This is a genomic window from Bacillus sp. WC2503 (genome assembly GCF_052682895.1).
The window spans coordinates 3,879,157-3,905,013 of record NZ_JBQYMD010000001.1 but is presented as its reverse complement, the minus strand read 5'-3'; the positions used below and the strand labels follow the sequence as shown (position 1 = coordinate 3,905,013).

At 36.8% G+C, this 25,857-nt stretch carries 27 protein-coding genes and 2 pseudogenes; 23 read left to right on the top strand and 6 right to left on the bottom strand.

From position 1 onward, the window contains the following. Positions 1–65: 65 nt before the first annotated feature. From ACUN26_RS20065 to ACUN26_RS19990, 16 genes are all read left to right on the top strand, one after another. Complete coding sequence (locus tag ACUN26_RS20065) at positions 66–1,139, top strand: M42 family metallopeptidase (protein ID WP_001031519.1); 1,074 nt, start codon at positions 66–68, stop codon at positions 1,137–1,139. A 268-nt stretch (positions 1,140–1,407) separates the two neighbouring features. Then, positions 1,408–1,917 carry a DUF84 family protein gene (locus tag ACUN26_RS20060; RefSeq protein WP_000869945.1) on the top strand — a complete coding sequence of 170 codons (510 nt, stop codon included), beginning with the start codon at positions 1,408–1,410 and terminating at the stop codon, positions 1,915–1,917. An 84-nt stretch (positions 1,918–2,001) separates the two neighbouring features. Continuing rightward, entirely contained in the window at positions 2,002–2,316 is a 315-nt protein-coding gene (locus ACUN26_RS20055; protein ID WP_000838192.1) for a thioredoxin family protein, read from the top strand. 79 nt (positions 2,317–2,395) lie between these two features. Beyond that, positions 2,396–3,208 carry a DUF1444 domain-containing protein gene (locus tag ACUN26_RS20050; RefSeq protein WP_000784599.1) on the top strand — a complete coding sequence of 271 codons (813 nt, stop codon included), beginning with the start codon at positions 2,396–2,398 and terminating at the stop codon, positions 3,206–3,208. Beyond that, positions 3,205–3,819, top strand: a complete 615-nt coding sequence (ytpR, locus tag ACUN26_RS20045; protein ID WP_001006772.1) for a YtpR family tRNA-binding protein — start codon at positions 3,205–3,207, stop codon at positions 3,817–3,819. The genes ACUN26_RS20050 and ytpR overlap by 4 nt, the downstream gene beginning before the upstream one ends. A gap of 270 nt (positions 3,820–4,089) precedes the next feature. After that, positions 4,090–4,434 (top strand): hypothetical protein, encoded by a 345-nt coding sequence (locus ACUN26_RS20040; RefSeq protein ID WP_000813345.1) that lies wholly within the window; start codon positions 4,090–4,092, stop codon positions 4,432–4,434. Between the two features lie 40 nt (positions 4,435–4,474). After that, positions 4,475–5,431 (top strand): N-acetylmuramoyl-L-alanine amidase, encoded by a 957-nt coding sequence (locus tag ACUN26_RS20035; RefSeq protein WP_000874075.1) that lies wholly within the window; start codon positions 4,475–4,477, stop codon positions 5,429–5,431. A gap of 155 nt (positions 5,432–5,586) precedes the next feature. Continuing rightward, complete coding sequence (locus tag ACUN26_RS20030; protein ID WP_023441086.1) at positions 5,587–9,543, top strand: DNA translocase FtsK; 3,957 nt, start codon at positions 5,587–5,589, stop codon at positions 9,541–9,543. A 61-nt stretch (positions 9,544–9,604) separates the two neighbouring features. Continuing rightward, positions 9,605–10,723 carry a nicotinate phosphoribosyltransferase gene (locus ACUN26_RS20025; RefSeq protein WP_000658377.1) on the top strand — a complete coding sequence of 373 codons (1,119 nt, stop codon included), beginning with the start codon at positions 9,605–9,607 and terminating at the stop codon, positions 10,721–10,723. A 251-nt stretch (positions 10,724–10,974) separates the two neighbouring features. Continuing rightward, positions 10,975–12,285: a UDP-N-acetylmuramate--L-alanine ligase gene (murC, locus tag ACUN26_RS20020; protein ID WP_000219459.1), complete on the top strand. Its 1,311-nt coding sequence runs from the start codon at positions 10,975–10,977 to the stop codon at positions 12,283–12,285. Positions 12,286–12,455: 170 nt separating this feature from the next. Then, entirely contained in the window at positions 12,456–12,869 is a 414-nt protein-coding gene (locus ACUN26_RS20015; RefSeq protein WP_000276596.1) for a MerR family transcriptional regulator, read from the top strand. Then, positions 12,859–13,764: a DMT family transporter gene (locus ACUN26_RS20010; protein ID WP_000792466.1), complete on the top strand. Its 906-nt coding sequence runs from the start codon at positions 12,859–12,861 to the stop codon at positions 13,762–13,764. The genes ACUN26_RS20015 and ACUN26_RS20010 overlap by 11 nt, the downstream gene beginning before the upstream one ends. Before the next feature lie 56 nt (positions 13,765–13,820). After that, entirely contained in the window at positions 13,821–14,369 is a 549-nt protein-coding gene (locus ACUN26_RS20005; protein ID WP_000494651.1) for a GNAT family N-acetyltransferase, read from the top strand. Beyond that, the gene (locus ACUN26_RS20000; protein ID WP_001003144.1) at positions 14,366–14,869 is read left to right on the top strand and encodes a GNAT family N-acetyltransferase; all 504 of its coding nucleotides are present in this window, start codon (positions 14,366–14,368) and stop codon (positions 14,867–14,869) included. Before ACUN26_RS20005 ends, ACUN26_RS20000 begins: the two co-directional genes overlap by 4 nt. Before the next feature lie 65 nt (positions 14,870–14,934). After that, positions 14,935–15,339: a PH domain-containing protein gene (locus ACUN26_RS19995; RefSeq protein ID WP_001025037.1), complete on the top strand. Its 405-nt coding sequence runs from the start codon at positions 14,935–14,937 to the stop codon at positions 15,337–15,339. Continuing rightward, the gene (locus ACUN26_RS19990) at positions 15,336–15,518 is read left to right on the top strand and encodes a hypothetical protein (RefSeq protein ID WP_044810179.1); all 183 of its coding nucleotides are present in this window, start codon (positions 15,336–15,338) and stop codon (positions 15,516–15,518) included. Before ACUN26_RS19995 ends, ACUN26_RS19990 begins: the two co-directional genes overlap by 4 nt. A 47-nt stretch (positions 15,519–15,565) precedes the next feature. Here ACUN26_RS19990 and ACUN26_RS19985 read toward each other — a convergent pair whose 3' ends face one another. After that, a complete protein-coding gene (locus tag ACUN26_RS19985) occupies positions 15,566–16,681 on the bottom strand; it encodes an aminopeptidase (protein WP_000654730.1) in 1,116 nt (371 codons plus the stop codon). 188 nt (positions 16,682–16,869) lie between these two features. Between ACUN26_RS19985 and ACUN26_RS19980 the strand changes: the two genes are divergently transcribed. The 5 genes and pseudogenes from ACUN26_RS19980 (at position 16,870) to ccpA (ending at position 20,749) form a co-directional block, all read left to right on the top strand. After that, a complete protein-coding gene (locus ACUN26_RS19980) occupies positions 16,870–17,382 on the top strand; it encodes a DUF948 domain-containing protein (protein WP_033657337.1) in 513 nt (170 codons plus the stop codon). Then, positions 17,382–17,708, top strand: a complete 327-nt coding sequence (ytxJ, locus tag ACUN26_RS19975) for a bacillithiol system redox-active protein YtxJ (protein ID WP_001057464.1) — start codon at positions 17,382–17,384, stop codon at positions 17,706–17,708. The genes ACUN26_RS19980 and ytxJ overlap by 1 nt, the downstream gene beginning before the upstream one ends. Positions 17,709–17,825: 117 nt before the next feature. After that, complete coding sequence (locus ACUN26_RS19970; protein ID WP_000738035.1) at positions 17,826–18,842, top strand: CamS family sex pheromone protein; 1,017 nt, start codon at positions 17,826–17,828, stop codon at positions 18,840–18,842. A 95-nt stretch (positions 18,843–18,937) separates the two neighbouring features. After that, a pseudogene (locus ACUN26_RS19965) lies at positions 18,938–19,156 on the top strand (bifunctional 3-deoxy-7-phosphoheptulonate synthase/chorismate mutase); the annotation flags it as partial. 594 nt (positions 19,157–19,750) lie between these two features. Then, entirely contained in the window at positions 19,751–20,749 is a 999-nt protein-coding gene (gene ccpA, locus ACUN26_RS19960) for a catabolite control protein A (protein WP_001103299.1), read from the top strand. A 34-nt stretch (positions 20,750–20,783) separates the two neighbouring features. On the opposite strand, the gene ACUN26_RS19955 is transcribed toward ccpA, so the two are convergent. Both ACUN26_RS19955 and ACUN26_RS19950 read right to left on the bottom strand, forming a co-directional pair. Further along, entirely contained in the window at positions 20,784–21,146 is a 363-nt protein-coding gene (locus ACUN26_RS19955; RefSeq protein ID WP_000271416.1) for a DUF4288 domain-containing protein, read from the bottom strand. 13 nt (positions 21,147–21,159) lie between these two features. Further along, positions 21,160–21,396, bottom strand: coding sequence for a DUF3949 domain-containing protein (locus ACUN26_RS19950; protein WP_000637896.1), 237 nt, complete (start codon positions 21,394–21,396; stop codon positions 21,160–21,162). A gap of 225 nt (positions 21,397–21,621) precedes the next feature. On the opposite strand from ACUN26_RS19950, the gene ACUN26_RS19945 reads away from it, so the two are divergent. Next, on the top strand, positions 21,622–21,894 hold the full coding sequence (locus tag ACUN26_RS19945) for a DUF3917 domain-containing protein (RefSeq protein ID WP_000585028.1): 273 nt from the start codon (positions 21,622–21,624) through the stop codon (positions 21,892–21,894). A 50-nt stretch (positions 21,895–21,944) separates the two neighbouring features. Here the strand turns inward: ACUN26_RS19945 and mscL are convergent, their stop codons facing one another. The 3 genes and pseudogenes from mscL to ACUN26_RS19930 all read right to left on the bottom strand — a co-directional run bounded on the left by mscL (position 21,945) and on the right by ACUN26_RS19930 (position 24,159). Further along, a complete protein-coding gene (gene mscL / locus ACUN26_RS19940) occupies positions 21,945–22,343 on the bottom strand; it encodes a large-conductance mechanosensitive channel protein MscL (RefSeq protein ID WP_000267005.1) in 399 nt (132 codons plus the stop codon). A gap of 128 nt (positions 22,344–22,471) precedes the next feature. Beyond that, complete coding sequence (locus ACUN26_RS19935; RefSeq protein ID WP_001039683.1) at positions 22,472–23,398, bottom strand: Gfo/Idh/MocA family protein; 927 nt, start codon at positions 23,396–23,398, stop codon at positions 22,472–22,474. A gap of 79 nt (positions 23,399–23,477) precedes the next feature. Next, positions 23,478–24,159: pseudogene (locus ACUN26_RS19930) on the bottom strand (ankyrin repeat domain-containing protein). A gap of 243 nt (positions 24,160–24,402) precedes the next feature. Here ACUN26_RS19930 and ACUN26_RS19925 point away from each other — a divergent pair. Further along, positions 24,403–25,857: a sensor histidine kinase gene (locus ACUN26_RS19925; RefSeq protein WP_000023853.1), complete on the top strand. Its 1,455-nt coding sequence runs from the start codon at positions 24,403–24,405 to the stop codon at positions 25,855–25,857.

The following is a 25,857-nucleotide window of genomic DNA, read 5'->3' as shown; positions in this document are numbered from 1 at the left end:
AACATTTCGAAAATTTCGTTACAATAAAAAAGGTATTCTACTAAGGTTTGAAAGAAGGGGACTTCGTGAATAAAGAGACATTACAATTATTTCGTACGTTAACAGAATTACAAGGTGCGTCAGGTTTTGAACATGATGTACGCCGTTTTATGAAGCAAGAATTAAGCAAATATGCTGATGAAATTGTGCAAGACGGTTTAGGTAGCGTATTTGGTCTGAAAAAAGGGGACGAAACTGGCCCACGTGTTCTTGTAGCAGGTCATATGGATGAAGTAGGTTTCATGGTTACGCAAATTACGAAAAACGGAATGCTTCGTTTTCAAACGTTAGGCGGCTGGTGGAGCCAAGTGCTATTAGCGCAGCGCGTACAAGTGATGACGAAGAATGGTCCTGTTATAGGGGTTGTTGGTTCTATCCCTCCTCATTTATTAAGTGATGCGCAACGTGCAAAAACGATGGATATAAAAAATATGCTAATCGATATAGGTGCAGATAGTTATGAAGATGCGATTGAAATTGGTGTAAAACCAGGACAACAAATCGTGCCAATCTGCCCGTTCACACCGATGGCAAATGAGAAGAAAATTATGGCGAAAGCTTGGGACAACCGTTATGGATGTGGCCTGGCAATCGAGTTATTAAAAGAATTAAAAGATGAAACATTACCGAATACATTATACTCTGGTGCTACTGTACAAGAAGAAGTAGGTCTTCGCGGAGCACAAACAGCTGCTAATATGATTCAACCAGACATTTTCTATGCGCTTGATGCAAGTCCAGCAAACGATGCTTCTGGTGATAAAACGCAGTTCGGTCAATTAGGAAAAGGTGCTCTTCTTCGTATTTACGATCGTACGATGGTAACTCATCGAGGAATGCGCGAATTCATTTTAGATACAGCAGAAACACATAATATTCCGTACCAATACTTTATTTCACAAGGTGGGACAGATGCGGGCCGTGTACATACAAGTAACTCAGGTATCCCATCAGCAGTAATTGGTGTTTGTGCTCGCTACATTCATACGCATGCTTCTATTTTACATGTTGATGATTATGCAGCAGCAAAAGAACTTATTACAAAGCTTGTAAGAACAACGGACAAAACGACGTTAGAAACAATTAAGAATAACGCGTAAAGAGGAAGGGCTGCAGAGCTCTTTCTTTTTTTAGGTAGGAGAGATGACCCAGCGATGTGTAGTAGCGGTCAGTGCTTAATTAGTGCTCGAATAATGCATGAAGACCGCGGAAGAATGTTTTTGTGTTCGGGACCAAAAATATTGTGGGAAGTCACCTTCTACTATAGGTAGAAGGGATTCCTTGGTGGTGTGTGGTAGTGGTTGGCACTTCATTTGTGCTGAAGTGGATATTAGAACAGAATAATGAATTCTTATAGAGGTGAACGAAATGAAGGTAGTAGTTGGATCGAAGAATAAAACGAAGGTTGGGGCTGTGGAGAAGGTATGGAAAGATGCTGAAATTACATCTCTTTCTGTCCCATCGGGAGTATCGGCACAGCCATTTTCAGATGAAGAGACGATGCAAGGAGCAATTAATAGAGCGAAGCGAGCATTGCAAGAAGGAGAAGCTCAAATTGGTATTGGGTTAGAAGGCGGCGTGATGAAAACGGATCACGGTTTATTTATGTGTAACTGGGGCGCACTCGCAACGAGTGACGATAAGATATTCGTTGCCGGAGGAGCACGTATTAAGTTACCAGACGATTTTTTAACGCCTCTTGAAGATGGTAAAGAGTTAAGTGAAGTGATGGAAGAGTTTGTAGAGCGGAAAGATATTCGTAGTCACGAAGGTGCTATCGGTATTTTTACAGACGATTATGTCGATCGAACGGAATTATTTGTACACGTTGTTAAGTTACTCGTTGGGCAATATAAGTATGATAAAAAGCAAGCATAAACCTTGCACCGTGTACGATGTATGGTAGTATAAAGAAAAGATTATAGTGTGAAAAAAGTGCACGCATTAGAGGAGGAAATATAGATGAAATCATTAGAAAGCATGGAACAATTCCAAGAATTAAAAAATGAAGAGAATGTAGTCTTCATGTTCTCAGCAGAATGGTGCCCAGATTGCCGTTTCGTTGATCCATTTATGCCAGAAGTAGAAGAGAAGTATAGTGATTTCTCATTTTACTATGTAGATCGTGATGAGTTTATTGATCTATGCGTAAAATTAGACGTATTTGGCATTCCGAGCTTTGTAGCGTACAATAAAGGTGAAGAAACTGGACGCTATGTAAACAAAGATCGTAAAACACAAGAGCAAATCGAAGAGTTTATTGAAGGTTTAAAATAAAACAATTAGCCAATTGAATTGTAAAAACAACCTCTACCTTCGCGGGGGAGGTTATTTTTTTGGAAGGGAGGAAAAAGAGATGAAAATGACAAGTAAAAAGATGAAAGACGAGTTAATGAAGAAATTATCTCGACCAGAATGGGATTTTCATTATGATAGCGAGAAAGAAGTTCTTCGTATTGAACAAACAAACTCGAAAAAAGGTATTAACGTATCACTTCCAGGAGTAGTAGCGAAATGGGAAGTGAACAAAGAAAAGGCGATTGAAGAGGTTGCTTATTATGTACAAGAAGCGTTAATTGCAATGCATAGAGAAGAAAATAGCACGGCGAAAATTTTACCTGTTATTCGCTCTACTTCTTTCCCAAAACAATCAGAAGAAGGAAATCCGTTTATTATGACGGATCATACGGCGGAAACACGTATTTATTACGCGCTAGATTCTAATAAAACGTATCGCCTAATTGATGAGCGCTTATTACAAAAATTAGAGCTTACAGAGCAGCAAGTGCGCGAGATGGCATTATTTAATGCTCGCTCATTAGGTTATGAATTTAAGCAGGACACAGTAGCGGATAATACATTCTACTTTTTAAACACAAATGATGGGTATGATGCGAGTCGTATTTTAAACGAAACGTTACTACAATCGATGCGTGAAAAGATCTCTGGTGACATGGTTGTTGCTGTTCCTCACCAAGACGTATTAATTATTGCTGATATCGTCAACGAAATCGGTTATGATATTATTGCACAAATGACAATGAAATTTTTTGCCGAAGGGCATGTTCCGATTACATCACTTTCATTCGTTTATGAAGATGGGGACTTTGAACCAATCTTTATTTTAGCGAAGAATCGGAAGAAGACAGATGGAAAAGAGAAAGGATGAACGAAGTGAACGTTTTTTATAACCTTGAAGGAATTGGTGACACTTTAATTGTTGCCTTACAAGATATTACTTTAGAGAACCGTACTTTTGATCGCAAAGGAGATGTTGCACGCGTATACGATCGTGAAAGCAATGTAACAGCAGGATTCAACATCTTTAATGCATCTTCTTACTTAGAAGTAAAAGAAACAGGTAACCTGACATTAACGAAAGAGCTTGTAGAAACAATCAACGAAATTTTAGCGAAGAACGGCTTTGAAGAAAAAGTAGAAGCGGATCTTTCTCCAAAATTTGTTGTAGGTTATGTAGCTGAAAAAGAAAAGCACCCAAATGCTGATAAATTAAACATTTGTACAGTAGAAATCGGTACAGAAACATTACAAATCGTATGTGGTGCACCAAACGTTGATGCAGGACAAAAAGTTGTCGTTGCAAAAATCGGCGCTGTTATGCCAAGTGGTATGTTAATTAAGCCAGCTGAGCTTCGCGGTGTTCCTTCTTCTGGAATGATCTGCTCTGCACGTGAATTAGAGCTTCCAGACGCTCCACAAGAAAAAGGTATTCTTGTATTAGAAGATAGCTTTGAAGTTGGACAAGAGTTTAAATTTTAATTGATATAAGAAAAGAGAGGTTGTCCTTTTGGACAGCCTCTCTTTTCTTTTTATCATTCTTTGTCGGTAAGTCGAAATTTCGTATTGAATCGTTGATATATTGAGAGTTGTGATAGATATATTTAAAAAATCGTTGATATATTGAGAGTTGTGATAGATATACTCAAAAAATCGTTAATATGATAAGGGTGTCACCTTTTTAAAAAAAATCTATATTGTATTTTATAAACAATCTAGTTAAAATTTAGAAAAATAGAAGGGGATAAACGTATGAAACAACAACCAAAAATCGCAGAACTTCTAAAACGAATTGAAACTTCAAAACAGCAAGATGTTGAGCTAGGTACTTATGAAATATATGTATTTAGTGAAGATGAACTGGAAAAAGGGCAGATCGGTTATCGATATGATAAACATAAAAATTCATTAATAAGCAATGAAAGTGGAAAATGGCAAGAAGAATGGATTGTTATTGGATATGAAACAGATATGGGTGATCCAGTTTTCGTGAATGTGGATGATGACGCTTATCCAGTCTATACGGCAGAGCGTGGTACAGAAACGTGGCAGCCTGTTTATATTGGAAATATGGATGAGGTTATAAAACAATTATAAGAAAAACTTTGAGTCCGGTGCAAAGTGATGGGAGAGAAGCATGAAGTATATAAAAATAATGGTCATGACTGCATTCATTGGAATATATATGGGAGGTTGTTCACAAGAACAGTCGAAAAAAGAAACATTATCTTCTACACAAGAAAATAGTAAAGATGATAAGAAAGAAGCACCGGTAGAAAAGCAGCAAGAAGAACAAGAAAAAAAAGAAGAATCGCAAACAATTCAAACGAATGAACAAGTAGAAACTAAGCGGGAGGAAGTATCGGCCGAGGAAAAGAAAGAGGAAAATACGCCGGTGAAGCCAACTGAGCAACTTATGCAAAATAATGAACAAAAAGTAGAGAGTAATGAAAAACAAGGAAAGTTTCTCGTCGTTATTGATCCAGGGCATCAACAAAAAGCAAATTTAAATTTAGAACCGATTGGACCAGGGGCAACGACGCAAAAATATAAAGTGACAGATGGTACAACGGGTATTGTGACGAAAAAGAGAGAGGCTGTACTTGTATTAGAAATGTCTTTTTTATTAAAAGAAAAGCTTGAAGCAAAAGGGATACAAGTAGTAATGACGAGAACGTCACAAGATGTTGATATAAGCAATAAAGAACGTGCGACATTCGCAAACGATCATAAGGCAGATTTATTTTTACGCCTTCATGCAGATGGTTCTGAAAATCCAAATCAAAGTGGGTTTGCTGTATTGACGCCAGCAGAAGGAAGTCCCTATACGAAAGAGATTTATGCAGAAAGTCTTCAAATCTCGCAAAAGATAGTAAATAAAATGAGAGAAAACAATCAGGTGAAAGTAAATGGGATTAAATTTAGGGATGACCTTTCTGGATTTAATTGGGCGAAAGTTCCTGGCGTACTATTAGAGCTCGGGTTTATGTCCAATCAGGATGAAGATAAAAAATTATCTGACCCGCAGTATGTAAATTCTTTACTGCAAAGTGTAACAGATAGTGTAGATGAATATCGGAAGAGTAAAGCTTAAAAGCAGTCTTACATGGAAGGCTGCTTTTTTCTATATGAAAACAATCGTAAATTAGAATGTTATGGATAAATATGACATGCTTAATTTTACCTGCACTTTTTGCCGAATGCTGATACAATAAAGGATGTTACTATTTAGTAGAAAGAGTGGTAAGCATGTTAGATTGGATGAAAAAGCTGTTTAACAAAGAGGAAGAACAAACAGCGATGAATAAAGAAGCAATGAAACAAATTGAAAGTCAGCCGAAAATTCCTCGTGTAAACCACTACACTGAAGCAAGAGAAGCACAAATGGCAAGCAGAAATGCAGGTAAATGCCGTTTTCCATTAATACCAGATGATGGATTTGATGAGGATGACGTAAGAGAATTACCTCACTTTGAAGAACAACCTGTTCAAAGAGGTATATACGAAGAGCAGCCTACTCAAAGAGGAATAAAAGTGGAGAGAAGTAGACGGCAGTATGTGGAGAATGCAGTTTCTACATACGAAGAGCCGGAAGTGCAATATGAACCGGATCCAGAGCCAGTCGTAAAAAAAGTATCTGTATCGCCGCAAGAAAGTAGCCGTAGACCATTTCGTCCAACAGAAATGATTTCGCCGATTTATGGATATAATCGTCCTTCAGTAGAGAAAAAGGAAGAAAAGCAGGAGGAAGAAAAGGAAAGAGAAGATCTTGAAATATCTGTAGAGGGCAAATCAGTCGTTGATGCATGGTTAGAGAAAAAAGGGTATACATTATCTTATTTCTCAGAAGGAAAAGCACCGACTTCTTCTAGTCATCAAGACGTTGATCAGCAAGGTCAACAGAGTAAAAAGGAAGAAAAGTCAGTTGTTGATCAATGGCTCGAGAAAAACGGTTATGAAATTGAGCGCCAAGAGCCAGTAGTAGAAGAAAAAGAAGTAATTCAAGAAATAAATACACCGCAGGAAGTTTCAGCGGATGAATTACTTCATAAAACGGTAGCTGAGCGTATGGAAGATGCAGAGCAAGAAAAAGATGTAGTGGTGCTAAATGAAAACATTTTACAAGAGGAATTAGTAGATTCCAAAGTAGAGCACGAGGATACAATATTATCAGAAGAAATTAAATGTAATACAGAAATAGAACAACCTATTATGGAAGTAGAAAAGCAAGCTCCAGAAGAATCAGTGATTGTCAAAGCAGAAGAAAAACTTGAAGAAACAATCATTGTGGAAATACCAGAAGAGCTTGGAGAAGTTGCAGAAGTAATGGCGGAAGCAGAAGTAGTGGCGGAAGCAGAAGTAGTGGTGGAAGCAGAAGAAACTGAAGAAGCAGAAGTAATGGTGGAAGCAGAAGAAACTGAAGAAGCAGAAGTAATGGCGGAAATGGAAGAAACTGAAGAAGCAGAAGTAATTGCAGAAACAGAGGGGTCTGAAGTAGAAGCAATTGTAGAACTTGAGGAAACGCAGCAAGAAATGGTATTAGATGAAGCAATTGAACAAAAAAATAAATTCATACATGTTGCTGAGGCTGATGAACAAACGATGGAAGATGTCCAAAGTTTTGCGAATGTTTTAATTGCAGAAACAGAGGAAAGTAAACCAGTTGCAGAAGAAGGGCCAGCCGCTGAAGAACAACCAGTTGCAGAAGAAGGGCCAGCCGCTGAAGAACAACCAGTTGCAGAAGAAGGGCCAGTCGCTGAAGAACAACCAGTCGCTGAAGAACAACCAGTTGTAGAAGAAGGGCCAGTCGCTAAAGAACAACCAGTTGCAGAAGAAGGGCCAGCCGCTGAAGAACAACCAGTTGCAGAAGAAGGGCCAGCCGCTGAAGAACAACCAGTTGCAGAAGAAGGGCCAGTCGCTGAAGAACAACCAGTTGTAGAAGAAGGGCCAGTCGCTGAAGAACAACCAGTTGTAGAAGAAGGGCCAGTCGCTGAAGAACAACCAGTTGTAGAAGAAGGGCCAGTCGCTGAAGAACAACCAGTTGCAGAAGAAGGGCCAGTCGCTGAAGAACAACCAGTTGTAGAAGAAGGGCCAGTCGCTGAAGAACAACCAGTTGCAGAAGAAGGGCCAGCCGCTGAAGAACAACCAATTGTGCAAAAAGAAGAGCCAAAACGTGAGAAAAAGCGTCATGTACCATTTAATGTTGTTATGTTGAAACAAGACAGAACGCGATTAATGGAAAGACATGCGGCTAGAACGAGTGCAATGCAATCTTCTATGAGTGAGCGAGTAGAGAATAAGCCTGTACACCAATTAGAAGAACAACCAACGCAACAAATGGTAGTAGAACCACGAGTGGAAGAACAACCAACGCAACAAATGGTAGTAGAACCACGAGTGGAAGAACAACCAGTGCAACAAGTGGTAGTAGAACCACAAGTGGAAGAGAAACCAATGCAGCAAGTGGTAGTAGAACCACAAGTGGAAGAAAAGCCAATGCAGCAAGTGGTAGTAGAGCCACAAGTGGAAGAAAAGCCAATGCAGCAAGTGGTAGTAGAACCACAAGTGGAAGAACAACCAGCGCAACAAATGGTAGTAGAATCACGAATGGAAGAACAACCAGTGCAACAAATGGTAGTAGAATCACGAGTGGAAGAAAGACCAGTACAACAAATGGTTGCAGGGCAAGTACAAAAGCCAAGTTCAAGTACAGAACCACAAGAGAAAGCATATGTTGTAAATCAAAGAGAGAACGATATGCGAAATGTATTACAAACACCACCAACATATACCGTTCCGCCATTAGCATTATTGTCAATCCCGCAACAGTCAGCGTTAGATAATACGGAATGGTTGGAAGAGCAAAAAGAATTGTTAGATACAACGTTTAATAATTTCCATGTTGGAGCACATGTTATTAATGTATCGCAAGGGCCGGCAGTAACTCGTTTTGAAGTACAGCCAGATCCAGGTGTGAAAGTAAATAAAATTACAAACTTAAGTGATGATATTAAGCTGAGTTTAGCTGCGAAAGATATTCGTATTGAAGCACCAATTCCAGGGAAGAGTGCGATTGGAATTGAAGTTCCAAATAAAGAAAGTAAGCCAGTATTTCTTCGTGAAATTTTAAGAAGTCCTGTGTTTACAAAGAGTGAATCACCACTTACTGTTGCGCTTGGACTTGATATTTCTGGTGATCCAATTGTAACCGATATTCGAAAAATGCCACACGGACTTATTGCGGGTGCAACGGGTTCTGGTAAAAGTGTGTGTATTAACGCAATTTTAACGAGTATTTTATATAAAGCGAAGCCACATGAAGTGAAGTTAATACTAATTGATCCGAAGATGGTTGAGCTTGCACCATATAATTCTGTTCCGCATCTTGTAGCACCTGTTATTACGGATGTAAAAGCAGCTACCGCTGCATTAAAGTGGGCAGTTGAAGAGATGGAACGCCGTTATGAATTGTTCGCGCATGCTGGTGCTCGTGATTTAACGCGTTATAATACGATTGTAAGCGAGCGAGAAATTCCGGGTGAGACATTACCTTACATTGTTATCGTCATTGACGAGTTAGCTGATTTAATGATGGTGGCACCTGGTGATGTTGAGGAAGCGATTTGTCGTATTGCCCAAAAAGCTCGTGCTTGTGGTATTCACTTATTAGTTGCGACGCAGCGTCCATCGGTAGATGTTATTACAGGTTTAATTAAATCAAATATTCCAACGCGTATAGCGTTCACTGTATCATCTCAAGTTGATTCGCGTACGATTATCGATATTGGTGGCGCGGAAAAATTACTTGGCCGTGGTGATATGTTATTCTTAGGGAACGGTACATCTAAGCCAGTTCGTGTACAAGGTGTATATGTATCGGATGATGAGATTGAAAAAACAGTTGATCATGTGAAAAAGCAAATGAAGCCGAATTACTTATTTAAGCAAGAGGATTTATTAGCAAAATCAGAACAGAGTGAGTCGGAAGATGAACTATTTTTAGATGCATGTCAATTTGTTGTAGAACAAGGGGGAGCGTCCACATCTTCTGTACAGCGAAAATTCCGCATCGGTTATAATCGCGCGGCACGTCTCATTGAAGAGATGGAATCGCAAGGGATTATTTCTGAAGGAAGAGGAACGAAACCGAGAGATGTCCTTATTTCTGAGGATGAATTCGCTGCTATGCAGGAAACAAATATATAGTAAACGGTTTTGCTGTATACTAAGAGAAAATGTTGGATAGTAAAGTAGGGAGTAAAGCGACATGAAAGAAATTGAATTAAAATTAAAAGGTGAAATAAATAGACTAACAAATAGAACATTTAAATTTGACGAACGTGTTGGAGAAGGTTGGTTCTCTGCCGTTTACTTTTTAAAGACTAGAGAAATCATTGAAGAATTTCGCCCGAAAAGTATTGTAACGATGCAATTTTTCCAAAAGGAAAATGCAGTTCTTTGCGGAACAGATGAAGTAATTGCATTGCTGCAAACATTCGCTAAAAATCCTGAGGAACTTGAAATTAACTCTTTAAAAGATGGCGATAATATTAGTCCATTTGAAACAGTGTTAACAATTCATGGTCCTTATGAAAATTTCGGATTTTTAGAAGGTGTCATTGATGGGATTTTAGCTCGTCGTACATCGGTTGCGACAAACGTATATAACGTTGTCCAAGCTGCACGTAGTGTAGATAAAGAAAAACCAGTTATTTTCATGGGAGACCGTGACGATCATTATACACAACAAGCTGGTGACGGTTATGCAGCATACATCGGAGGTATGAGCGCACAAGCGACGCATGCGATGAATGAATGGTGGGGCAGAAGTGGTATGGGGACGATGCCTCACGCATTAATTCAAATGTTTAATGGTGATGTTGTGGAAGCCGCAAAAGCATATCATAAGAAATTCCCAGAAGATGAATTAGTTGTATTAATTGATTACAATAATGATGTCATTACAGATGCACTTCGCGTAGCGCGTGAATTTGGATCAACATTAAAAGGCGTGCGTGTCGATACGTCTCGTACAATGATTGATCAATACTTCATTCGTCACCCAGAAGTACTTGGAACATTCGATCCACGTGGTGTAAACCCATCGCTTGTATTTGCACTTCGTAAAGCACTTGATGAGGAAGGATTCCAGCATGTAGACATCGTTGTAACTGGTGGATTTGATGAGAAGCGTATTCGTGAATTTGAAGCTCAAAACGTGCCTGTGGATATATACGGGGTAGGAAGTAGCTTATTAAAAATGAATATTGGCTTTACTGGTGATAACGTAGAATTAAATGGAAAACCAGAAGCGAAAGCTGGCCGTAAATATCGTCCAAACCCACGTCTAGAGCGTGTTCAATTAGAAACAAGAGAAGATATGTAAAAGAGAGAAAAACTGATAGGTGATTGACCCTATCAGTTTTTCTGTTATCATAGTATAGCGGCTTCTTTTTTGCTATAATGGACTTGATATGGGCATACAAAGAAGTACGTACGAGTTTATCCTGATAAGTGAAGAGAAAGAATAACTTCACTACATCAAAATGTATGATGATTACCAAAATAAGAAAAGATTCATATACTGTCTTATAGATAGGCCGTTGTATTAGTTCGAAATGTTGGAGGTTCTTTAAGATGACAGTTTACCATTTTGTAGGAATTAAAGGAACAGGAATGAGTTCATTAGCACAAATTCTTCATGACATGAAGCATACTGTTCAAGGGTCTGATTATGAAAAGCGTTTCTTTACACAAACAGCGTTGGAAAAGCGTAATATCTCAATCCTTCCTTTTGATAAAAATAATGTTAAAGAAGGACAAGTGATTATTGCAGGAAATGCATTCCCTGATACGCATGAAGAAATCGTAGCAGCGAAAGAATTAAACATCCCAGTACATCGTTACCACCACTTTTTAGGTGACCTTATGAACCAATACACAAGTGTTGCTGTAACTGGTGCACATGGAAAAACATCAACAACAGGTTTGTTAGCCCATGTAATGCAAGGTGCACACCCGACATCTTACCTTATTGGAGATGGAACTGGGCATGGGGTAGAAAATAGTAAGTATTTTGTATTTGAAGCTTGTGAGTATCGTCGTCATTTCTTGTCTTACAATCCAGACTATGCAATTATGACAAATATTGATTTTGATCATCCAGATTATTTTGCAGACATCAATGATGTATTTGGTGCATTCCAAGAGATGGCATTGCAAGTGAAAAAGGGTATTATTGCATGTGGTGATGATGAAGAACTTCAAAAAATTCAAGCGAAAGTACCTGTTATTTTCTATGGATTTGGAGAAGATAATGATTTCCAAGCACGTAACATTCAAAAGAGAACAGATGGTACAATATTCGATGTATTCGTTCGTAATACGTACTATGACACGTTCAAAATTACAGGATACGGCAACCACAGCGTATTAAATGCATTAGCAGTAATTGCGCTTTGCCATTACGAAAATGTTGATGTAGAAGCAGTTAAACATCAATTAACAACTTTTGAAGGCGTAAAACGTCGCTTTAATGAAAAGCCGATGGGAGAGCAAGTTATCATCGATGACTACGCACACCATCCGACAGAAATTAACGCAACGATTGAAGCTGCTCGTCAAAAACACCCAGAGCGTGAAGTTGTCGCTGTATTCCAGCCACATACATTCTCACGTACAGAAAAGTTCTTAGATGAGTTCGCAGAAAGCCTAAGCAAAGCTGACCAAGTATACTTATGTGATATTTTCGGATCAGCACGTGAAAAAAAAGGTGACTTAACAATCGAAGATCTGCAAAAGCGTATTGATGGTGCAGAACTAATTACAGATACAACAACGGATGTATTAAAGAAACATAAAAACGGCGTTCTAATTTTCATGGGCGCAGGAGACATCCAAAAATTCGAAGCAGCTTACGTAAAAGAAGTTCAAGTTGCAGAGAAGTAATAGAAAAGACGCATAGCTTGGCTGTGCGTCTTTTTTGTTGTGTTCATATTTTATCCCGCTATTTGTGGGCAGTAAAACTCCCACTGATTAAAGTTTCATTTTATTTGCGTATTGACCTAGAGTTAACTCTAGGTTGTAAGATAAATATGTAAAAACAAGGGGGAGAGAACATGTATAAAATCGGTGAAGTAGCAGAGTTAACAGGGATGGGGATTCATACTTTGCGCTATTATGAGAAGTTAGGTTTATTACCACCACCAACGCGAAATAGCGGCATTCGTCAGTATACAGAAGGTGATGTGCGTCTATTAAAATTCTTATATTCATTAAAGCAAACTGGAATGTCATTAGAAGAAATCGCTGAGTTTGCAAGTGATGGATGTATTATAGAGGAAATCAAGCAGCGGAAAGAGGAAGTACCTACGAAAGTAAAAAAGAGAATTTTAATTTTAACAACTCACTTAGAGCGGTTAAAAGAACAACAGGAACAATTGCAAAAAGTAGTTCAACTAACAGAAGAGAAATTAGAAATTTATTACGGTTTTTTAGAAGAGAAAAACTCGGAGGCTGACAATGAAGAATAAAGTATATGCGCAGCTGTTAGGATTTGCGATATTTACTGGTGGGACATTTAACGCTTCGAAATATGCGGTGCAGTATTTCGAAGCGATTCATATAGCGGCATGGCGCTTTGGAATTGCTGCACTTGTGATGTTATGTCTATTAAAAATACGAAAAGATTTTGAGTGGGAAGTATGGAGACAGAATAGGGCTTATTACCTTTTGCTTGGTATAGTTGGTGTATTCGGCTTTAACTTCTTTTTCTTTTTAGGAATGAAATATACAGAAGCTATGAATGGTGCACTTATTATGTCGACAAATCCGCTCGTTACGACGTTATTAGCAAGTGTCATTTTACGAGAGAAAATAGTGAAGAGCCAAGTAATTGGAATGTTACTTGCGCTACTTGGTGTTGTTTTTGTGCTTACACAAGGCTCGTTTACCGCACTACAACATTTATCATTTTCTAAAGGGGATTTTTATATTATACTAGGGAATATTTGTTGGGCGTTATACGGTGTACTAGGCAGAAGATTTATTAAAGCTGGTAGCCCAATACAAACGACGACATATACGATGACGATTGGTGCGCTTGCCTTTATTATGATATCTTCCACGCAAAAAAGTATAGTACCCGTTTCGGAGGTTCCTTTATTAGCTTGGGGAGCGATTCTCTTCATGGCAATGGGAATGAGTGTGCTTGGTTACTTATGGTGGAATAATGGAATTGTTCAAATTGGTGCAGCGAGAACATCTTTATTTTTTAATTTAGTGCCTGTTGTTACAATGCTTATTTCTTTTATAGAAGGAGTAAATATAACACCCGCACAATGTATAGGGATGATATTAGTTGTTACGGGAGTATTGTATTCTTCCGGTTTTATACAAATAAAATCAAAAGAAAGTGTGAATATTTAACATTTTTTATTTTGAGATGTTAGAATAATAAGAAAAATAAAAAGGGGTTAAAAAACATGTTCACACTCAGAGTAGATGATGAAATTGAACTACAACTATTAGAAAAACATCATAAAGAGGAATTATATGAATTATTAGATCAAAATCGTAACCATTTAAGAAGATGGCTCCCTTGGGTAGATGGAACGAAATCTGCTGATGCTTATGATGAGATTTTTCCGATGTGGTTAAAGAAATTTGCAGAGGGAAACGGTTTTGAAAGTGGTATACGTTACAAAGGAAAGCTCGTTGGAATGGTAGGAATTCATCCGGTAAGCTGGGGGAAGAAAGCGACGAGTCTTGGATATTATCTTACAGAAGATGCTGGTGGGAAAGGCATTATGACGCGTAGCGTAAAGGCTGTACTTCATTATGCATTTGAAAATTTAAAGCTGAATAAAGTTGAAATCAGGTGCGGTGTTGAAAATGTGAAAAGCCGCGCGATTCCAGAACGTTTAGGGTTTACATTAGATGGTATTTTAAGAGATGATGAATGGATATATGATCATTTTCATGATATCGCTGTATATAGTTTACTAGCTTCAGAATGGAAGGATATTCGATGAACGAGAAGATTCGTATTATTCCGTATGAAAGTACGTTTCAAGAGGAAGTAGTAGATCTTATCGTTCATATTCAGCAAAAAGAGTATAATGTTCCCATTACGAAAGAAGAGCAACCTGATTTACTTGAAATAGAAACATTCTATCAAAAGGATCACGGAAACTTTTGGGTAGCAATTTATGATGGTAAAGTAGTTGGAACAGTAGCTTTATTAGATATTGAGAATCATCAAGTAGCGCTAAGAAAAATGTTCGTACAAAAAGAGTTTCGTGGAAAAGAATGGGGCGCCTCACATATGTTGCTTCAAAAAGCAATTTCATGGGCTGAGGATAAAAAATTGAAGGATATTTACTTAGGAACAACAGTGAAATTTTTAGCTGCACATCGTTTTTATGAAAAGAATGGTTTTCAAAGTGTGAGTATAGACAAGTTGCCGAAAAACTTTCCAGTGTTACAGGTAGATAAGAAATTTTATAGGTACATTGTGAAAAAGGTGATGTAGAAATGGCCTTTTTTTACGAACTAAAATGGAAAAAAATGTTATAATTTAAGTTAGGGGGTGCGTGTATGAACATTCCGATTCAAAGAAGTAAGTCGGTAGTAATTTTCGTTTGTCTCACGTTAGTTTTTATGTTCGTATATCCACTTGTCATGCTTTTCGCAAATAAAGAGCAGTGGATGTCAGCATTAATTGGGATGGGTTTATGCTTTATTGTAAATGTACCACTCGTTTGGGAAGTATTTATTAAAAAACATAAAGTAGAAAATGGCGTGCTAAAGTACGGTATTTTAAATGATGATATCGTATTGAAAGAGATAAGAATAATTCGTCAAGTTGGGAAGTCCCTTGAAATTACGACGAATGCATACAAAGTACATATGATTGCGATGCCGCAAGATATGACGCAGTTTGTATCACTTGTAGAAAAAGAAAATCCAAATGTGAAAATAGAAATGATAGGGAAGAAATGAAATATGTAAAACCTTTGTTTTGCTTGGAAATTTTGTTCGTGATTGTTGGCTGCACTAGAGTATATATGAAATGGGATCTGCCTTTATATGTTCCGATATTGATTGGTACTATTGCAGTGGCGCTTTTGTATTATTTTCACTTCCAGCAAACAAAAAGGGAGAAAAGTAGCTCAATATAGAGTGAAGATAAAAAAACGCTCGGAAAAAATCCCGAGCGTTTTTATTATTATTTTAAGTTCTCAGGATTTAAAGCTTCTAGTTCAGATACAACGAAGCGCCCGTCTTTACGGATTAGTACGTCGTCGAAGTAAATTTCGCCGCCGCCATATTCAGGGCGCTGGATGCATACTAAATCCCAGTGGATGTTAGAGTTGTTGCCGTTCCATGCATCGTCGTAAGCTTGTCCAGGAGTGAAATGGAAGCTACCATCGATTTTTTCATCGAATAGGATGTCTCCCATTGGATGTAAGATGTATGGGTTTACGCCAATTGCGAATTCACCAACGTAGCGTGCACCTTCGTCTGTATCAAAGATTTTGTTAATGCGCTCTGAATCGTTTGCAGTTGCTTCAACGATTTGGCCGTTCTCAAACTTAAGTTGTACATTTTCAAATGTATAACCGTTGTAAGGAGATGGTGTGTTGTAAGAAACTGTACCGTTAACAGAATCACGAACTGGTGCAGAGTATACTTCACCGTCTGGAATGTTTAAATGACCTGAGCATTTAATAGCTGGAATGTCTTTAATAGAGAATGTTAAGTCAGTTCCAGGACCAGTTAGGCGAACTTTATCTGTTTTATTCATTAATGTAACAAGGCTATCCATCGCCTTATCCATTTTACCGTAGTCTAAGTTACATACTTCGAAGTAGAAGTCTTCGAAAGCTTCTGTGCTCATTTTAGCAAGCTGTGCCATAGAAGCATTTGGGTAGCGAAGAACAACCCAGCGTGTTTTCGGAACACGGATGTCTCTATGAACTTTTTTACCAACTGTTTGACCGTGAACTTTCATGCGCTCACTTGGAACGTCAGCTTGTTCGTTAATGTTGTCGCCAGAGCGAAGCCCGATATAAGCGTCCATATCTTTCATTACGCTCGCTTCATATGCGGCGATTTGTTCAAAATGTTCTTCAGTAGCACCCATTAATAAAGAGCGATCTACTTGATGATCTTTTAAAGAAACGAATGGGAAACCACCAGCTGCATATGCTTCTTTTACAAGTGCAGTTACAAGTTCTTTTTGTAAGCCAAAGTTTTCAATTAATACTTTCTCGCCTTTTTGTAAGCGAATAGAGTAGTTAATTAAATTGTATGCTAACTTTTCAATGCGTGGATCTTTCATATGTAAAGCCTCCCTACTAATTATGTATCCTTTCTTATTGTAACCTACTTAGTGGAATTTGTTGAATCATTTATGTTAAAGTTAACGAATAAGTATGAAAATTCTAATGAAAAGATAGGGATTAGAATGAAACGGAAAATGATTGTATAATAGGATAAAGTATGAAAAAAGATAAAGGAAGTGATGAAATGCAAGTTCTTTTATATGTAAGTGCGGCTATTATCGCGGTTGCTTTTGCTGTGTTAGTAGTGTATGTATGTAGAACGTTGTTATCGGTTCAGAAGACGTTAGAAAACGTTGCGAGCACGTTAGAAGGTTTAGAAAAGCAAATGCAAGGAATTAGTGTAGAGACGGAGCAATTATTACATAAAACAAATGCGTTAGCTGATGATATTCAACAGAAGTCGCAATCATTAAATAAAGTGGTAGCAGGTGTAGATGGAATTGGAACAACAATCCATTCTTTAAATACGAAACTTCGTAATGTATCAGAGTCTGTTACGGACGAAATTGAAAATAATGCAGATAAAGTAGCGCAAGTTGTACAGTGGAGTAGTGCGGCGATTGAAGTATACAATCATTACCGTGCATCGAGACAAGAGAAGAAGGTTGAAAAAGAAGAGCGTAAATTAGAAAAAATTGAGAAAAAAGCTGAAAAGAACGAGAAGCGCTCTAGATTTCGTATGAGAGGTGAATCTTGATGAATATGACAAAACTTGAAACAATTGAAGAGCTTGAAGTCTTAGTAGAAAAGAACGAGCCTTATGTTCTTTTTAAACATAGTACGACATGTCCGATTAGTCATGGTGCATACACAGAGTTTCAAGCGTACTGCAATGAAGAAAGAGAAGTACCAGCGTATTACTTATACGTGCAAGATGCGAGAGATGTTTCGAATCGTGTTGCAGAACAGTACAGTATTAAGCACGAATCACCACAAGTGTTATACATAAAAGATGGGCTAGTAGTATGGAATACTTCTCATTGGAATATTAAAAAAGATGCTTTAGAAGAGAATATAAAGTAAAAAGAAGCAAGCTAAAGGTGCTTGCTTCTTTTTTTTGTTTTTGTTGAAATATATTTAATGGTACACTATGAATAGTTCAAACTAAATAATTAGATTGTTGAAAGTGGGTTTTAAGTAATGAAGAAAATGGCATTATCCTTCGCAGTCGTAAGCTTATTACTGGGAGCTTGTAGTAATAATACGATTAGCAAGAAGGATGAAGTTATACAAAAAGATACAAAAGAAAAAAGTATGATTCCGAGAACTGCTGTTTCTAAAGATTATTATAGAACTGTTATTCCTTTAAAAGAACAAAAGGTTATTAATACAGCTAATATAAAAACAAATTCTAAATTAGATTTAGCAGAGTATGAAAATGGTTTAATGAATATTGCAATGCAACAATTTGATACAGAAAATCACGTATTACAATTAAATCAGTATATTCCAGAGAAGTTAATTGATGAACTAGTCGCGAAAGTAGAAGCACCAGTTTTAACGAATATTATAGAACAAGACTATTTCGGGAAACAGAATTCAAATGAATTAAGTTTATCTGGTGTCATGATTGGTTTATCTATGTCTACAAGTGTATCAAATGAAGAAGCCATTTCTAAAGGTACTGAAGTTGCTAAACAACTTATAGAAGCTATTAATAAAAATGATAAATATAACAAATCTCCAATTACGTTTGCTATTTTTAAACAAGAAAGTACAAGTTCGTTAAAAAATGGTACGTATATTGCTAGTGCTACCGTTCAAAAAAATGATACGAACCTTGGAAGTTGGAATACAATCGATGAAAAAGCGTATTCATATCCTTCTGATGAATTTACACAAGCACATGGAGAAGATAATACAAAAATAAGTGAATTTGGTAAGGCAATAAAAGAGTTTTCTCCTGGAGATTTTATCCCAGTTAATGCTAAAGTTACTTATAAGAAAAATCAAATGGATACATTAAATATGAATATTGTTATTAAATATAATGGTAAAACAGAATTAATGGCTCTTACTCAAATGGCTGCTCAAGGTATGTTAGAGAAATTGCCTAAAGATGCGAAAGTACAATTACAAATAAAGTCCGAGAGTAAAATCGAGGCAGTTATTGTAAAAGAGAAAAACAGCGATAAACCGTTTGTTTCCTTCTTGTAAAAAAAGACAGTTTTAAACTGTCTTTTTTTATTGTGAGTGAAAATGTTCGATGTTTTTTTATAGTAATTCATTGCGGTATATCGTGTGATAATTGTATATGTACCAGCTATAATAAGTTGTCTTTATGTGAACAAGGTATTCGCACGTATGAAAGAGCGACGTGTAATACGCTTAATATCTCCGCTGTATCGATTTTAAAGAAAGAAACACATTTACCTATCGTTGTCGATGTTACGCATTCTACAGGGCAACGTGACCTTCTGCCACCAGCTGCAAAAGCAGCGATGGCAATTGGTGCAGATGCAGCGCAGTAAATGAATATCTCACAGTTCAATGACTTTATGAAAGAATTAAAAGTATTTGGAAGTAAATCACAAAAAAGAAATAAGCATTCCAAAAAACATTTTGGAACAGTTTCCTCTCTATTATATAGTGCCTGTTGTGTTCGATTTTTGTTGGTAAATCGATATGTTTAAAAAATTGTTCATATAATTTGAGTTGTAATCGATATATGCGAAAAATCGCTCATATAATTTGAGTTGTGGTCGAAATATGCGGATAATCGCCGATATAATTTGAGGTGTGGTCAATATATTTGAAAAATCGCTCATATCAATTTCATTTACTATCGTACGGTTTAAAATACGGTTTCTACTTATGAAACATCTATATTTTTACAAAAAATACCCTTTTTTTCATAAAAAATACGAAAATACGAGAAAAGAAGCGAATTTTTTCGAAACTTTTGCGGGAAAATATTGTATGAGCCTGCGTTTTTATCGTATCATTAGTAAAAGGAAGAACTCGGGACGATTGGTGGCATCTGCAAATAGAGTTGATGTCTTTTTTTCATTCAAGTAACCGATACATAAAAATAGATAACAAAAATAGAAGGAGTGTGCGATGAGATGAACGTAACAATCTATGATGTAGCGCGCGAAGCGAACGTTTCAATGGCTACCGTATCTCGCGTTGTGAACGGTAACCCAAATGTAAAGCCTACAACAAGAAAGAAAGTATTAGAAGCAATTGATCGTTTAGGATACCGCCCAAATGCGGTAGCACGTGGACTAGCAAGTAAGAAGACAACTACAGTGGGTGTTATTATTCCTGATATCTCAAATACGTTTTATGCAGAACTTGCTCGTGGAATTGAAGATATCGCAACAATGTACAAATATAACATCATTTTAAGTAACTCTGACCAAAACAAAGAGAAAGAGTTCCATTTATTAAATACGATGCTTGGAAAACAAGTAGACGGAATTGTTTTCATGGGTGAAGATATTACAGACATTCACATTGAAGAATTTAAAAAGTCTCCAGTACCGATTGTATTAGCAGCATCATTTGATGAGCAAAATGAAACGCCATCAGTAAATATTGATTATACACAAGCAGCTTACGATGCAATGAAGCACTTTATTGAGCAAGGACATAAACGTATCGGTTTCGTCTCTGGTCCTTTCATTGATAAAGCGGGAAGCGCTAAAAAGTTACAAGGTTATAAAAAAGCTTTAGAAGAAGCAAGTATTTCATATGATGAAAATCTTGTAATCGATGGAGATTACACATATGATTCAGGTATCGAAGCATTCGAAAAGCTTTGGAGTATGGATGAAAAGCCAACAGCTATCTTCGTATCTTCTGATGAAATGGCACTAGGTGTAATCCACGCAGCTCAAGATGCTGGATTAAACGTACCAACGGATATAGAAGTACTTGGTTTCGATAATACACGCCTTGCACTAATGGTACGCCCGCAGCTTTCAACAGTTGTACAGCCAATGTATGATATCGGTGCAGTAGCAATGCGTTTATTAACAAAGTATATGAACAAAGAAAAAGTGGAAGATCACACTGTTATCTTACCTCACCGTATCCAATTTAGAGATTCAACGAAGTAAGTATAAAAAAGCTCACAGCGATTGCTGTGAGCTTTTATTCATATTCAGGATAGTATTTTTTAACTACTGTATCTACAGTTTCATTTTTCTTAACGTGTAAAAATCTTGCGTACAATTCTTTTCCTGTTTCAAATGGCGTTTCATCTAACTCAAAAACATGAAGTACTTTTTGAAACTTCCATGTTACTTGTTGATCGTATACATTATCGTACGTATTTTCTGATTGTATAGCGATCTTTTTCCCTAGATCATGAGCTTCCTCTAAACTGTTCGCTTTAACGAGAATGATACTTTCTTCAAAAAGCGTATCGTGATTCTCTTCATAATGCTCATCTATCTTACTAGGATTAGGCTCACCTGAATGAACAGATTCAAACAATAATTTTACAGCGTACATTTGGGAAATCTCCTTATGCCGAATGTTTCACTTTATAAACAATACTTGCTACAAGTGAAGCTGGTATTGTAAATACGTTACTTTGATAATGGTAATGTACTTGGGATTCTTCATAAGACATTTTGTCGTATAGTTCATTTTGTGCGACATTCATTTTTTGCTGTTTTTCTTTGAACATCTTAATGTAGTTATACTGTATTGGGACGAGAATGATGAAATAGGCTAATACGATTAGTGAAATCCATATCATTATGAACACTCCCTTACAAAGAATATTTCTATATAACAATTATATCAACAAAAGGGAAAAACAACCATTTATTTGTAACGAAAATCGATTTTCTTCCTGCAATGTTATTCTAGGCTATAATATAGAATAGGATCCCTTGTTATATGTCACATAAGTGCAAATTCAACTATTATAGGGCAATGTCATGTATAATAGAAAGAAAAGGTTTGTGAGGGGGGAGAAAAGATGATCATTCTTTGGATAATTACGCTTTGCACGACTGCTTTTTTTGCATATATGACGTTAAAACAAAATGGCTTAAAGCGATTTGTTCCAGGAAGTATTCTTGCAGGAATTGCCCTTATCACGTATGTAATTTCTATTTTTACTGAAAGTGTATCAGTGGACATGAGCACAAGTTTAATGTTCATCGGTATTACACTATTTGCAGGTAGTATTATGGTACTTATGGTTGCTGGTATTATTTTATTTATTCATATGAATTCGGAAACGTTATAACATATAAAAAAGGCATGTCCCGAGAGGGGCATGCCTTTTTATCCGTTCAATTATGCTCTATCTTTAGAAGAATTTTGTTGTTTTAATAAGTCGCGAATTTCGCCAAGAAGTTCTTCTTCTTTTGTTGGTTCTGGAATTTCTTCTGTTTTTTCTTCTTCTCTTTTAGAAGTTAGTTTGTTGAATACTTTAACAAACATAAAGATAGCTGCTGCAATAATTAAGAAGTCAAAAATTGTTTGGATGAAGTTACCATACATAATAGATGACTTACCAAATGTGATTTTTAAATCTGTAAAGTCAACGCCACCTAATACCATACCAAGTAATGGTGTGATGATATCTTTTACTAAAGAACTAACGATTTTACCGAATGCAGCACCGATTACAACCCCGACAGCTAAATCAATTACATTCCCTTTGAAAGCGAACTTTTTAAACTCGTTCCACATGTGTTAATCCCATCCTTTCCACGTTTCATTATGAAATTTATAATTCCTATCAACATATTCTATAGAAATTTACGAGAGAAATAAAGGGGAAATGGGAATGAAAGTAAATTCTGAAAAATGTATCCGTTTTAATTTTTATTTACTTTGTCAAGTAGAGTTTGTAGCATTTGTTGCGTTTTTAATCCTTCTAATCCATCTACAACAGGCTTCGTATCTCCGTGTACACATTCAATAAAATGATGAACAGCATCTTCAAAACCACGCTGCTTTAACGTCGTTTCCCATGAGGGAGAACCGCTTTGTGAAACGGAATTTTCCTGTTCGATTTCAAATGTATTCATATTTTTTACGCGAATGATTTTTCCTGCTGTTACAAGTTCAATTTGTTCTAAATTTGTACCAGCATGGCGGTGCATTGCTGTTGAAAGTAATAGTCCGTTTGTTGTTGTATATGTATGATGGCCGTAAAGAAGTTCATTTTTCTCATTTATTTGCATCATATTATGAACGACGTTAAGGTCATCATTAGCTAACCAGCGAGCAGTATCTACAATATGTAAATAATCATCTAACATAGTAAAGTCGTACGTATTTGGCCCCACTTTATTTGTACGGTGTTTTTCAATTCGAATCCATGAAATAGCATTAGCCTGTTCTTTTGCAGCAACGTACATAGGAACGAAGCGGCGGTTAAATCCGACCATTAATTTTCGATTGTATTTTTCGCTCAATTCGACTAGTTTTTCAGCTTGTTCTACTGTAGCTGCTAACGGCTTATCTACATAAACATCGATTCCTTTTTTCAGAAGTTCAGAAACGATTTCATAATGTGTAGCAGTGGAACTATGAACGAAAACTGCATCACATTCTGAAGCTAACGTTTCAATAGAATGAAAGTCTTGAATACGGTATTGCTGACAAATTTGTTTTCTTTTTTCCGCGTTAGGTGTAAATGCCCCAACAAAATGCCAATCTAATTCTTTCGTAAGTGTTGGAAGATATGCCTTTTGTGCAATACTTCCAAGTCCAATCATCCCAATTTTAGGTTTATTCATTTGTATTCCCACCCTATCAATATTGATGTAACGGGTTAAATGTAGCATAGGGTGGGGGAGGAAGGCAAAAGTTAGCTTTTTACTTACGTCCTTCTACTAGAATCTTCTCTATCTCTTCAAAATTATGAGCACGAGCATGCTCTAGTGGGGTGACACCATCATTATCGGGAATGTTTACATCTGCGCCGTGTTCAATGAGCAGGCGAATGACTTGTTGTTGTGTTTCATCGCCGTTACTTAGTACGATAGCTTCCATTAAAGCTGTCCATCCGAGATTATTGACATGGTTTACATCGATATTTGTTCGCGTGAGGAGTTCTTTTATAACAGTAATATAGCCATGTTCTGAGGCTGGGATAAGAGCTGTTCCACCGTAACGATTCGTAAGTGCTGGATCCGCACCAGCATCAATTGTTAGTTTTAAAATGTCTAAGTAACCTTCCGCACCGGCGTATAGAAATGGATTGTTTTTTATATTATCTTGGATATTTACATCGGCGCCAGCATCGATAAGAGCTTTCGCGGTCTTTATATCATTTTTGTATGTGGCAATCATAAGCGGGGTGCGTCCTTGACTATCCGTTGCATTTATATTTGCTCCTTGTTTTAATAAAGATATAACAGTGTTCGTTTCGTTTTTTTTCAGTAGCTGCTAGTAGTGCAGTCTCCATGTTTGTCATCTCCTTTTTTACTTCTTGTTCTTGCGAGCATCCTTGTAAAAAAATTACACAACATATCATGCTTAATGTTTTTTTGAACATGGAATTTCAACCTCCTAATTTCAACTGTAAAATAAGAACATTAAATTTTTATAAACTGACGCTAAAATTACTATAAAATCGCTTGAGTAATTGAACATATATTTTTATGCTTATGAATATGAAAGTTGAATCAATCGGGCGTTTACGGGTAGCCCGACTTTCATCTAACTTTTTGTTTTAACCGAATTTTGAGGTGGAAGTCTTACTGCCCACAAATAGCGTGATAAAGTGAGGATGTAAATGATGTCTATTAAAACAAGATTTTTATTTTCTTATATCGCTGTTATTCTCGTCTCCATTACGCTTATTTTAGTTGCGGGATTTTTAATTGTATTTTCCATAACAGGTGACTTGGAAGCAGTGAAAAATTTTTATAAAAGTTCTTATATTCAAAAGCCGCTGACTCCAGAAGAAGAGAATGCGTATCTTGAATTGAAAGGAGCGGCAAAGCAACATCAATATCAACTATTAGATGAATCGTTCGTTGCATCACTTGAAAAAGAAGGTGTGAAAATAGTTGTAAGAAAGGGAGAAACCATTTCTTATGCTACAAAGGGTTTTGAAAGTTCGACTGTAACAGAAGCCCTTCCGAAATTTGAAGCAGCAAATATTAATAGTCGTGGTACAACGGAACTAGGCGATACATTTTATCGGTATGTAAAATTTGATTTTTCTTTTCAAAATAATGAAGAAGGGAGTATATTTGTACTAAAAAAGCAAAGTTCGTTTGTAGATCTTACACAAAAATTATTTCCGATTTTGTTCGTAGCACTTTTACTGTTAGCCATTTTGCTCATTGGGTTAGTAAGCTATTTCGTCTCAAAAAGTGTGATAAAACCAATCTTTGTATTGAAAGATGCGACGGAGAGAATTAAAGAAGGGAATTTAGAATTTCAAATTCCAGTTACATCACATGATGAAATAGGTCAATTGAATCAAGGGTTTGAGGAAATGAGGAAGAAGTTAAAAGAGTCGATTGAAGTACAAACGCAGTATGAAGAAAATCGAAAAGAGCTCATTTCAAACATCTCCCATGATTTGAAAACACCGATTACATCTATTATCGGATATGTGGAAGGAATAAAGGACGGGGTAGCAAATACCCCGGAAAAAATGGATAAGTATTTAACAACGATTCATACGAAAGCAAAACATATGGATACACTCATTGATGAACTATTTTTATTTTCGAAGCTCGATTTGAATCGAGTCCCATTCCAGTTTGAAACGGTTGAATTAAATATGTTTATGCAGGAATTAATAGAAGAGATGCAGATGGATTTAAGTGAAGAAGGTATAGAAGTGTACTTACAATTACATCCATCACCACTATATGTAACGGCTGATTGCGAAAAGATAAATAGAGTGATATCAAATTTAATTCATAATAGTGTGAAATACATGGATAAAGAAGAGAAAAAAATTGCTGTAACAGTATCGAGTGATAACGATAAAGTTATTGTGAAAGTGATGGACAATGGATCAGGTATAGAATCTGATACACTTCCTTATATTTTTGAACGGTTTTATCGTGCAGAGCAATCTCGAAACTCTAGCACAGGTGGAAGTGGACTTGGTTTAGCGATTGCGAAGCAAATTGTGGAAGAACATGGCGGAGAAATTTGGGCGGAAAGTGAGCCTAGAGAAGGCACAAGCATTTTCTTCTCATTGGAAAAAGTAGAGAAATGTGGTGAGTAA